The sequence below is a fragment of the Enterobacter sp. WCHEn045836 genome (assembly GCF_003965585.1).
Taxonomy (GTDB): domain Bacteria; phylum Pseudomonadota; class Gammaproteobacteria; order Enterobacterales; family Enterobacteriaceae; genus Enterobacter; species Enterobacter dissolvens.
In genome coordinates this window covers 293,021-302,926 of sequence record NZ_RXPT01000005.1, presented here as the reverse complement: position 1 = coordinate 302,926, position 9,906 = coordinate 293,021, and the positions used below count along the sequence as shown (strand labels likewise).

The 9,906-nt window shown below is 59.4% G+C and carries 11 protein-coding genes; 3 read left to right on the top strand and 8 right to left on the bottom strand.

Annotation, left to right across the window (positions count from 1 at the left end):
• Positions 1–274 precede the first annotated feature (274 nt).
• The 4 genes from EKN38_RS09180 to EKN38_RS09165 all read right to left on the bottom strand — a co-directional run bounded on the left by EKN38_RS09180 (position 275) and on the right by EKN38_RS09165 (position 3,223).
• Positions 275–970 carry an ArsR/SmtB family transcription factor gene (locus EKN38_RS09180; RefSeq protein WP_014830515.1) on the bottom strand — a complete coding sequence of 232 codons (696 nt, stop codon included), beginning with the start codon at positions 968–970 and terminating at the stop codon, positions 275–277.
• Positions 942–1,340: an amino acid-binding protein gene (locus tag EKN38_RS09175; RefSeq protein WP_126522011.1), complete on the bottom strand. Its 399-nt coding sequence runs from the start codon at positions 1,338–1,340 to the stop codon at positions 942–944. The genes EKN38_RS09180 and EKN38_RS09175 overlap by 29 nt, the downstream gene beginning before the upstream one ends.
• Positions 1,333–1,656, bottom strand: coding sequence for an antibiotic biosynthesis monooxygenase family protein (locus tag EKN38_RS09170; RefSeq protein ID WP_014830513.1), 324 nt, complete (start codon positions 1,654–1,656; stop codon positions 1,333–1,335). The genes EKN38_RS09175 and EKN38_RS09170 overlap by 8 nt, the downstream gene beginning before the upstream one ends.
• A gap of 151 nt (positions 1,657–1,807) precedes the next feature.
• Positions 1,808–3,223 (bottom strand): aldehyde dehydrogenase family protein, encoded by a 1,416-nt coding sequence (locus tag EKN38_RS09165; RefSeq protein WP_126522009.1) that lies wholly within the window; start codon positions 3,221–3,223, stop codon positions 1,808–1,810.
• 100 nt (positions 3,224–3,323) lie between these two features.
• On the opposite strand from EKN38_RS09165, the gene EKN38_RS09160 reads away from it, so the two are divergent.
• A complete protein-coding gene (locus EKN38_RS09160; protein WP_014830511.1) occupies positions 3,324–4,226 on the top strand; it encodes a LysR family transcriptional regulator in 903 nt (300 codons plus the stop codon).
• Here the strand turns inward: EKN38_RS09160 and EKN38_RS09155 are convergent.
• On the bottom strand, positions 4,213–4,692 hold the full coding sequence (locus tag EKN38_RS09155; RefSeq protein WP_014830510.1) for a carboxymuconolactone decarboxylase family protein: 480 nt from the start codon (positions 4,690–4,692) through the stop codon (positions 4,213–4,215). The two genes, EKN38_RS09160 and EKN38_RS09155, sit on opposite strands and share 14 nt — an antisense overlap.
• A 101-nt stretch (positions 4,693–4,793) precedes the next feature.
• Here EKN38_RS09155 and EKN38_RS09150 point away from each other — a divergent pair, with 101 nt between their 5' ends.
• Positions 4,794–6,182 carry a PLP-dependent aminotransferase family protein gene (locus tag EKN38_RS09150; protein ID WP_014830509.1) on the top strand — a complete coding sequence of 463 codons (1,389 nt, stop codon included), beginning with the start codon at positions 4,794–4,796 and terminating at the stop codon, positions 6,180–6,182.
• A gap of 40 nt (positions 6,183–6,222) precedes the next feature.
• Here the strand turns inward: EKN38_RS09150 and EKN38_RS09145 are convergent, their stop codons facing one another.
• Entirely contained in the window at positions 6,223–6,384 is a 162-nt protein-coding gene (locus EKN38_RS09145) for a DUF1127 domain-containing protein (protein WP_014830508.1), read from the bottom strand.
• Positions 6,385–6,560: 176 nt separating this feature from the next.
• Between EKN38_RS09145 and EKN38_RS09140 the strand changes: the two genes are divergently transcribed.
• On the top strand, positions 6,561–7,979 hold the full coding sequence (locus EKN38_RS09140; protein WP_014830507.1) for a PLP-dependent aminotransferase family protein: 1,419 nt from the start codon (positions 6,561–6,563) through the stop codon (positions 7,977–7,979).
• A gap of 61 nt (positions 7,980–8,040) precedes the next feature.
• On the opposite strand, the gene EKN38_RS09135 is transcribed toward EKN38_RS09140, so the two are convergent.
• Together EKN38_RS09135 and EKN38_RS09130 are read right to left on the bottom strand one after the other, a co-directional pair.
• Complete coding sequence (locus tag EKN38_RS09135; RefSeq protein WP_014830506.1) at positions 8,041–9,162, bottom strand: cupin domain-containing protein; 1,122 nt, start codon at positions 9,160–9,162, stop codon at positions 8,041–8,043.
• A 136-nt stretch (positions 9,163–9,298) separates the two neighbouring features.
• Positions 9,299–9,895 (bottom strand): ATP-dependent Clp protease proteolytic subunit, encoded by a 597-nt coding sequence (locus EKN38_RS09130; RefSeq protein ID WP_014830505.1) that lies wholly within the window; start codon positions 9,893–9,895, stop codon positions 9,299–9,301.
• Positions 9,896–9,906: the final 11 nt, after the last annotated feature.

The following is a 9,906-nucleotide window of genomic DNA, read 5'->3' as shown; positions in this document are numbered from 1 at the left end:
GTAAATCGCCGCTTCGCGGTGCCTTCTGCTTATTCCTTCCGGCTTATCGGGGACGGGCGGATGTAACGTCCCTGTAAAGCCGCCCTCTCGCCGCATCCATGCGCCTCGCCCCGGCCTGCAGGAAACGCCTCAGCGATTTACAGCCGGACCTGGGCATCGCTGAATGCTCTCAGTCATTCTGAGAGCAGCGTTATCGCTTATGGTTAAAAAATTACTGGGGAACCCTCAGCCCGGCAGGAGAGAGTTAGGGTGAGGGTACAGCCCGCAGCGGAGTTTAGCGGCTAAAATGTCGGGTAATGGCCCCCTTCCCCGAAGCCGTAAGCACCACCTCCCGATACCCCGCTACCCGCTGGATCCAGCCCTTGCTTTCCAGATGCATGAGCAGCGCCGCACCGGCTTCGCCGCCCAGATGAAACCGCCGCTCGCTCCAGTCCAGACAGGCGCAGCAGGCCTTTCGGCGGGGATGCATGCTTAACGGAATACCGAGTTTCAGGAACTGCTCCCGGCCATACAGGGTCAGTGCCGAACCGTCTGGCTCCAGCCAACTCTCGGCCTGCATGAAATCGTAGATCTGCACCGCCACCGCGCCCGCCAGATGGTCGTAGCAGGTGCGGGCTTCACGCAGGGCTTTTGGCGCGCTGGTTTCCGGCGGGGAAATACGGTGCCACGACAGCCCCATCATCTGCTCGACCAGCTCCGCTACGTCATGCCCTGCCAGGCGATAATAGCGATGGCGCCCCTGCGACAGGCAGGTAATGAGCTTTCCGTCCAGCAGCCGCGCAAGGTGCCCGCTGGCGGTAGACGGTGCCACATCCGCCGCCGCGCTCAGCTCGGTGGCCGTCCACGCCCGTCCGTCCATCAGCGCACAAAGCATTTTCACGCGCGACGGATCGGCCATTGCGGCTGCCACTGCGGCAATGGCCTGCTCCAGCGCCGCGCTGTTATCTGGCGGTAAGCTCGTCTTTAACATAGGTTGCCCAGGATTCGGTGATCGCTGCGGCCAGCTTATCATTATCCGTCAGCAGATTGAGGTGATTCGCGTGGTCGCTGTACTGGGTAAGAATAGACACCCCGCGAGCCGCCAGTGCGGCAGCTATCTCCCCCAGCTCGCCGGGGCGTTCCTGCCGCAGTTTTCTGATGATGGGCCGACGAACCGCTTTCAGGTTAAATCCGGCCTCAAGCAGAACATGGCGGGCTTTTTCGCCGTCTTCCACCAGAAAATGTGCCTCAACGCCGAATACGCCACCGCCTTCCAGCCCAATCCCCTTACTGCCCAACAGTTGACCAAAGCGCGCCAGTTCACCCGGCGTATCGTTAAAAATCACATGAACATCATACATCCGCGTGCCCTCCGTTTTCGGCGCTGTATTCCCGCACCAGCTGTGCCACCCGAATGCGGTAGTAGGTAAAAATCGACTCCCGCCCCTCGGCCTGCGCGGCCTGATGAAAGACGTTCTGCTTCCAGTTGCGGATAGCCTCTTCGTCCCGCCACCAGGAGAGCGAGAGAATTTTGCCGTCGGTGGTCAGGCTCTGGAAACGTTCGATATCGATAAAACCGTCAACATCTGCCAGCAGGGGTTTAAGTTCGGCCGCGAGCTGCAGGTAGCGCGCCTGATGCGCCGGCGCGGCGTTAGCTTCGAAAATGACTGCGATCATGAAGGTCTCTCCGTTGTGATGGTGTGGAGAGAATGCAGGACAGATTACAAGGATGCTTCGGTATGGAGCGAAGTGTTGTGCCGGATGGCGCTGCGCTTATCCGGCCTACGGTTTTTGTAGGCCCGGTAAGCGTAGCGCCACCGGGCAGGGTTTAACCCATAATCAACTTCGGCTCCATAAACGCCCCGATCCCCCATTCCCCCATCTCACGCCCCATCCCGGAGTGTTTAAACCCGCCAAACGGGGCTTTTGGCTCATGCGCGAGGGTGTTCACCAGCACGCGGCCAGAAACAATCTGCTGCGCCACGCGACGCGCACGCCCGGTATCACGACCCAGCACCATCGCGCTCAGGCCGTACTCGGTATCGTTGGCCATCGCGACAGCCTCCGCTTCGTCCTGATAAGGAATAATGCACAGCACCGGGCCAAAAATTTCCTCACGCGCGATGGTCATCTGGTTGTTCACATCAGTAAACAGCGTCGGGCGCACAAACCAGCCGTCTCGCGTGCCTTCGGGGCGTCCTTCTCCCCCCGCCAGCAGTCGCGCGCCTTCGTCGAGCCCTTTGCGAATATACCCCTGTACCCGCAGCCACTGCTTTTCGCTGACCATCGGGCCAATCTCTGTCGCGCTATCGCGCGGATCGCCCGATTTCACCGCCGCCACCGCCTGCGCCAGGGCGGTTTCCATCTCGGCCTTGCGCGACTGCGGCACCAGAATACGGGTGCCGGCCACGCACGCCTGGCCGCTGTTCATAAATCCAGCCTGAATCACCAGCGGGATCGCCTGGGCCAGATCGACATCATCCAGCAAAATCGTCGGCGATTTACCGCCTAACTCCAGCGTGACGCGCTTAAAACTTTCCGCTGCGTTACGCAGAATCGCTTTGCCGGTATTCGTCGACCCCGTGAACGAGATTTTCGCCACGTCCGGGTGACGGCTAATGGTCTCGCCAACCGTATCACCCCGCCCCGTCACGATATTAAACACGCCCGGTGGCAATGCGGCATCACGCAGCGCCCCGGTGATAATCTGCGTTTGCAGGGCGCTCATTTCACTGGGCTTGATCACCGCCGTGCAGCCCGCCGCGAGCGCCGCCGCCAGTTTGCCGCAGATAAACCCCGCATCGCTGTTCCACGGCGTGATCAGGCCCGCAACGCCTAGCGGCGTCATCTGCACCGATGCCGCCCCCGCTGAAAATGAAAATTCAAACGCCTCCAGGGCCTCAATCGCCTGGGCTATGACATCGGCCGGATAACTGGCCATCCACGCCGAGCGCGCGGCCGGTGCGCCGTACTCTTCGATTATCGCCTCCAGCAGTTGATCGTGACGGGCGGCAACAGCGGCATGCATACGCGTTAACGCAGCAATCCGTTCCTGTTTAGTGGTCTGCGACCACGCCGGAAAAGCGGCTTTGGCTGCCGCAATGGCGCGTTCAGCGTCGACCTCATCTGCCAGACGCACCTGCCCTATGACCTGTGCCGTCGCCGGGTTGTATAAATCAAAACGCTCGGTGCCATGCGGGGTAACAAACTCGCCGTTAATAAAGATCTGTTCGATGTGGTGCATATAAACCTCCTCAGGCTGTGTGAGCACAGTCTGGCACGGCTTCTCTGTTGCGATAATCCACGCTATGCTACAAGGGTTATTCCGATTATCAGGATAATCTATGCATCGTTCAGGGTTAACAGAGCTGGAAGTGGTGATGGCGGTGGTACGACGCGGCAGTTTTCGCGGTGCGGCCCTGGAGCTGGGCATGTCCGCCACGGCGGTCAGCAATGCCATCGCCGGGCTGGAGAGCCGCCTCGAGACGCGTCTTTTTAACCGCACTACCCGCAGCGTGGCGCTCACCGACGCCGGGCAGCGTTATGTGGCGCGCATCGGCCCGGCGCTTCAGGAAATTCGTCAGGCCGGGGAAGAGATCCACAGCGACACCGGCGAACCCGCAGGCACCCTGCGCCTGAACGTGCCGAACAATATTGGCACCCTGTTTCTGGACCAGCTGCTGATCGACTTTATGATCCGCTACCCGAAAATGCGTGTTGAAACGGTGAGCGAGGCGCGGATGATCGATATCGTCGCCGAAGGCTACGACGCCGGGATCCGCCTTGAAGAGGCGGTGCCGCAGGACATGATCGCCGTGCCGCTGACCGGTGAGATCCGCCAGCTCGTGACCGCCACACCGGACTACTTTGCCCGCCACGGTATGCCGCACACGCCGGAGGATCTGCTGCTGCATCAGGGGATCGGGATGCGCATGGCCCACGGCGGGATCTACCGCTGGGAGCTGGCCCGCCGGGGAGAAGAGTATGCCCTGGCCGTGCCGCCGCGTTTTGCGACATCCGATCTTTTTGCCTCGATCCGCGCGGTCAAAGCGGGTCTGGGGATTGGCTTCTTGCCGGAACTCTATATCCGGGATGAACTGAAAAGCGGGGAACTGGTGAGCGTGTTAAACGACTGGACGCAGCCGTTTGCCGGGCTGCGTCTTTACTATCCGGGCCATCGCCACGTACCGCCGGGGTTGCGGGCGCTGGTGGCGATGATCCGCGAGCGCGGGATTATTCCAGGTTAGCCTTGTTCAGCCCGTAAGCCGCGTCCAGCGAGCCGGGCGCCATGCGCGAGGTGATACCTAAACGGTTCCAGGCGTTGATCGCCACGATGGCGAAGTTCAACTCCGAAATCTCCACGTCCGAAAAGTGTTCCGCCACGCTGCGGTACAGCGCGTCGCTCACCCCGTGAACGCCAATCTGGGTCAACGCTTCGGCGAAGGCCAGCGCCGCTTTCTCGCGGGCGCTGAACAGCGGCGACTCACGCCAGGCCGCCAGGTGGTAGAGGCGCAGTTCGCGCTCACCGGCAATTTTGGCCTCTTTCGAGTGCATGTCCAGGCAGAAGGTACAGCCGTTCAGCTGTGAAACGCGAATGTCGATCAGGTGCTTCAGCGCCGGGTCGATGGAGGTTTTCGCCACTTCCATGCTCAGGGCGGACAGCGCGTTGGCAAGGGCAGGGGTGGCTTTATGGTGGTTTACGCGAGTGCTCATTGTCTTTCCTCTTTTTGTGTAGCATGTGTCATGCGATGAGGACAATCTACGCGGATAATGACATAGTAAAAAGGTACAAAAAGCGTGAAATGAGGTAGGACATGAAGCCGGGCTATCACGACATTTATACCCGCTATCGCGACAATATTACCCGCGGCGTGCTGAAGCCTGGCGATAAGGTGCCCGCCATCCGCGTGCTGGCCGAAGAGCTGAAAGTGGCGCGCAAAACCGTCGAAACGGCGTATGCCATTCTGATCGGCGAAGGTTATCTGGTGAGCCAGGGCGCACGCGGCACGCGGGTCAATCCGGATCTCTTGCTGCCGGCGACGCCAGCGCCAACGGAACAGACCACCGGTACGCTCCCGGCCTCGCTTATCAGCCAACGTGAACGGGCAGGTTTTCTGCGCCCCGGCATTCCCTCTCTCGACAGCTTTCCCTATAAAAAATGGCTGCTGCTGGCAGGTCAGGCGACGCGTTCCATGCGTCCGGAAGAGATGCTCAACCCGCCGGTTCCGGGCTGGTATCCGCTGCGCCAGGCTATTGCCCGCTATCTGAATATCTCGCGTGGGCTTTCGTGTACCGCCGAACAGGTCGCGATCACCAGCGGCTACAGCGGCAGCCTGCGCCTGATCCTTGATACGCTCGCCAGTCGCAGCGACAAAGTGGTGTTTGAAGATCCGGGCTATTTTATGGGCCAGCAGTTGCTTAAGCGGATCGTCCCGCGTCTGCACACCGTACCGGTCGATCGCAGCGGTATCGACACGGAGTACCTGTTGCGCCATCACCGCGACGCCCGTTTTGCCATCGTCACCCCGTCGCACCAGAGCCCGCTGGCGGTGACGCTCTCGCTGCCGCGTAAACAGCAGCTTCTCGACTGGGCGAGCCAGAATGAGGCGTGGATCATTGAGGATGACTATGACGGGGAATTTCACTACACCCGCAAGGTGCTACCGTCGCTGAAAAGCCTCGACCGCCATGACCGGGTGATCTTTATGGGCACCTTCAGCAAAACCATTATGCCGTCCTTACGCATGGGCTACATCGTGATGCCCGCCAGCACGGTTGAGGCGTTTACCGACTGCGCCGACATCGTCGCCAGCGGCCAGCCGGTACTGACGCAAAAAATCCTCACGACCTTTCTCAACGAAGGACATTTTTTCCGTCATCTCAAGAAGATGCGCACGCTGTACCAGACCCGCCGGGAGTGGATGATTGCCGCCCTGCGTGAGGTGTATGGCGATCTGTTTTTCACCGAGCAAAACGACGGCGGAATGCATATCGTGGCGTTCCTGGCAAAAGGCAGCAACGATCGGGAGGTGGCGCGCTGCTGGCAAGCGCAGCAGCTGCAGGTGAATGCCCTTTCAGAGTGGTATCGCGGGTCGGGCAAACGCTACGGGCTGGTGATGGGCTATAACAACGTGCGGTCATATCAGGAGGCGGTTGAACTGCTGGAAAGGCCGAAACAGCAGACGCTTGAACTGTTCAGCTGAGCATTGCCGGGTGGCGGCTGCGCCTTACCCGGCTTACGGTTTAAATATCATTGCGGGACAATCCAACGTCCTTGAGCTGCTCGTCGCTCATCTGGCTCAGAATGCGGCGGGTACGGTTGACGCGATACCAGTTACGCAGCGTTTTAGCTACCCACACAAACGCGATAAACGGACGTTTTGAACGATTTTCGTAGAATTCCATGATGCTCTCCTCACCGTGTCAGTGGGGCTATGATCGTGGAAAACGGACTTAGCAATACAGACTCAAAAACAACTTTTGTTTAACATACAGATCCGCTAAAACAGTATCTGCATGCCGTTTTTTGCGGCAATCTGTACTGGTTTTGTAATCTGTATGGTGACAACAAAGGATACAGCATGACGCGCTACCAACATCTGGCCAATCTACTGGCAGAACGCATTGAACAAGGGCTGTATCGCAGCGGTGAACGTCTGCCGTCGGTACGTGCGCTGAGCCAGGAGCACGGCGTGAGCATCAGCACCATACAGCAGGCCTATCAGATCCTCGAAAACCTTCAGCTCATCACCCCCCAGCCACGCTCCGGCTATTTTGTGTCTAAGCGCAAGGCCCAGCCGCCGGTGCCGGCCATGACGCGTCCGGTGCAGCGCCCGGTGGACGTCACCCAGTGGGATGAGGTGATGATGCTGCTGGATGCCCGCGCCGACAAAGAGATGATCTCCTTTGGCGGCGGTTCACCAGACGTTAACCAGCCGAGCCTGAAGCCCCTGTGGCGTGAGATGAGCCGCATCGCACAGCACAATCCCGCCGAAATGCTGAGCTATGACGTACTCGACGGCCGTCTGGAGCTGCGCGAACAAATCGCCCGGCTGATGCTCGACGGGGGTTCCACCGTGGCGGCGAACGAGATTGTGATCACCAACGGCTGCCACGGCGCGCTCTCCATCGCCCTGCTGTCGGTCTGTAAACCAGGAGACATTGTGGCGGTCGAGTCGCCGTCGTTCCACGGCACCATGCAGATGCTGCGCGGGTTTGACATCAAGGCGATAGAAATTCCGACCGATTCGCAAACCGGGATCAGCATTGAGGCACTGGAGCTGGCACTGGAGCAGTGGCCCATCAAAGCTGTGATCCTGGTACCCAACTGCAATAATCCGCTTGGGTTTATCATGCCGGAGTCGCGTAAGAAGCAGGTGCTGGCCCTGGCCCAGCGGCACGATATCGTGATCGTTGAGGATGATATCTACGGCGAGCTGGCGGCGGAATACCCGCGCCCGCGGACCATTCACTCCATGGATATTGATGGCCGCGTGATCCTCTGCAGCTCGTTTACCAAAACCGTGGCGCCGGGGTTACGCGTCGGCTGGATTGTGCCGGGACGCTACTACGACCGGGTGATGCACATGAAATACGCCGCGGGTGGGTTTAACGTGCCAGGCACGCAGATGGCGGTGGCGGCGTTTATCCGCGACGGCCATTATCATCGCCACGTGCGGCGTATGCGCCAGATTTATCAGCAGAATATGGAAACCTATACCTGCTGGGTACGGCAGTATTTTCCGGCAGACATATGCGTGACGCGCCCGCAGGGCAGTTTTTTACTGTGGGTGGAGCTGCCGGAGAAGGTCGATATGGTGTGCGTCAGCAAGCAGCTGTGTCGCCTGAAGATCCAGGCCGCGGCCGGGTCGCTGTTTTCCGCCTCCGGAAAGTACCGTAACTGCCTGCGGATCAACGTGGCGCTACCGCCGACGGAGAAACATCACGAGGCGCTGAAGAAGATGGGTGAAGCGATTGTGATTGCGATGGAGGAGGACTAGTGCGGCCTGATGCCCTCACCCCGGCCCTCTCCCACAGGGAGAGGGAGAAAACCGTACAGCACTACTCGTCGAAGTACCAGTACCCCTGGTTAATCAGCCCGGTGAGCTCCTCGACAAACGCCGGGTTGTTCAGCGCATCGCCCAGCTCGGCCTGGCCCAGCTCGGTGTAGCGGCACAGCGCATCCGCCGCCTTCGCGTCTACCGTCTCCAGCTGTTCGCTGTTGATAAAGAAACTGCCGTTGATATTCAGCACGCGCAGGCCGCTCAGGCGAGACAACCTCTCACCCCCCTGCAGCGCGTCCAGCACCTCTTCCGGCGCATACGGTGGCTCGGCGGCGGCGATATCCAGCTCGTGACGCGGCGTGGAGACAAAGCTGCCGAACCATTTTGTGAAATCCTCAGGCTTACCGATCATGTCGATCATCATCTGGCGAATGCGATCGAGCTCGTACTGCTCAATGCGCCCAGGGTGTTCGCGACAGGTCAGATCCGGATCGCTGTAATGCTCCCCGCCCAGATCGTTTTCCAGGGCGTAATCGGCAAAGCTGCTGATCAGATCGCGGCCGTTTGGCCCCCTGAAACCCACAGAGTAGTTCAGCGCGGTTTCATGGGTGAAGCCGTCGTGCGGGAATCCTGGTGGAATGTAGAGAATATCGCCCGGCGCCAGATCTTCGTCGATGATCGGTTCAAACGGATCCACATGCAGCAGCGCCGGATGCGGGCAGAACTGACGCATTGGCAGCTTGTCACCCACGCGCCAGCGACGGCTGCCCATCCCCTGAATGATGAACACATCGTACTGATCGATATGCGGCCCCACGCCGCCGCCCGGCACGGAGAAGGAGATCATGAGATCATCCAGACGCCAGTCCGGCAACACGCGGAACGGGCGCACCAGCTCCGCCGCCGGCATATGCCAGTGGTTTACCGCCTGCGCCAGCAGCGACCAGCCGCTTTCGCCCAGACCGTCGAAGTGGTCAAACGGACCATTGCTGGCCTGCCATTTTCCGTTGCAATGGCTCACCAGACGGCTGTCGACCTCCGGCTCCATCGCCAGACCTGCCAGCTCGTCCGGGGTAATCGGGTCGACAAAATTCGGGAAGGCATTTTTCAGCACAACGGGTTGTTTTTGCCAGTATTTCTCAAGAAATTCCGGCCAGTTCAGGTTCAGTTGATACGCCATGGATAGCACCAGTGAGAGGGGAAACAGGCGCGATTATAGGCAAGAAGGCAGAGGGGGAACTTGTCATGGGTCAAACCAGCACGCGTAGGTCGGGTAAGGCGTAGCCGCCACCCGACACGTACACGGCGATAAAAACTTAATCCAGCTTCAGATCGTCATAATGGGTAATCAGTTTACCCACAATGCCGTAATCCAGCGCTTCTGCAGGAGACATCCAGAAGTTGCGATCGGTATCTTTTTTCACTTTTTCCAGCGGCTGGCCGGTGGCATCAGCGATCAGCTTGTTCACGCGATCCAGCATGCGGATGATCTCGCGCGCTTCAATCTCAATATCCGTCGCCTGACCGCGCACGCCGCCCAGCGGCTGGTGGATCATAAAGCGGGTGTTTGGCAGCGAGTAGCGATGTTCTTTTTTCGCCGCCAGGAAGATGGTGATCCCGGCGCTTGCCACCCAACCAGTGCCGATCACGTGCACGTCCGGGCGGATGAACTTGATGAAGTCGTGAATGGTATCACCGGCTTCCACGTGACCGCCCTGGCTGTTGATGTACAGTTTGATCGGATCGTTGCTCACGCTTTGCAGCAGGATCAACTGGGTGATGACTTTCTCAGCCAGCGCCTGGTTGATTTCACCGGAGATAACAATCGAGCGGGATTCCAGCAGCTTTTGCTGCAGTGCGCCCTGTGTCCCTTCCGCTTTATCCTTGTCGCCGTCTTTCAGTGTGTAGTGCATTGTTATGTCCT

What these genes read in the sequence shown, in the direction of transcription:
- EKN38_RS09180 (WP_014830515.1), bottom strand. Translation starts at nt 970, where the DNA reads ATGTTAAAGACGAGCTTACCGCCAGATAACAGCGCGGCGCTGGAGCAG.
- EKN38_RS09175 (WP_126522011.1), bottom strand. Translation starts at nt 1,340, where the DNA reads ATGTATGATGTTCATGTGATTTTTAACGATACGCCGGGTGAACTGGCG.
- EKN38_RS09170 (WP_014830513.1), bottom strand. Translation starts at nt 1,656, where the DNA reads ATGATCGCAGTCATTTTCGAAGCTAACGCCGCGCCGGCGCATCAGGCG.
- EKN38_RS09165 (WP_126522009.1), bottom strand. Translation starts at nt 3,223, where the DNA reads ATGCACCACATCGAACAGATCTTTATTAACGGCGAGTTTGTTACCCCG.
- EKN38_RS09160 (WP_014830511.1), top strand. Translation starts at nt 3,324, where the DNA reads ATGCATCGTTCAGGGTTAACAGAGCTGGAAGTGGTGATGGCGGTGGTA.
- EKN38_RS09155 (WP_014830510.1), bottom strand. Translation starts at nt 4,692, where the DNA reads ATGAGCACTCGCGTAAACCACCATAAAGCCACCCCTGCCCTTGCCAAC.
- EKN38_RS09150 (WP_014830509.1), top strand. Translation starts at nt 4,794, where the DNA reads ATGAAGCCGGGCTATCACGACATTTATACCCGCTATCGCGACAATATT.
- EKN38_RS09145 (WP_014830508.1), bottom strand. Translation starts at nt 6,384, where the DNA reads ATGGAATTCTACGAAAATCGTTCAAAACGTCCGTTTATCGCGTTTGTG.
- EKN38_RS09140 (WP_014830507.1), top strand. Translation starts at nt 6,561, where the DNA reads ATGACGCGCTACCAACATCTGGCCAATCTACTGGCAGAACGCATTGAA.
- EKN38_RS09135 (WP_014830506.1), bottom strand. Translation starts at nt 9,162, where the DNA reads ATGGCGTATCAACTGAACCTGAACTGGCCGGAATTTCTTGAGAAATAC.
- EKN38_RS09130 (WP_014830505.1), bottom strand. Translation starts at nt 9,895, where the DNA reads ATGCACTACACACTGAAAGACGGCGACAAGGATAAAGCGGAAGGGACA.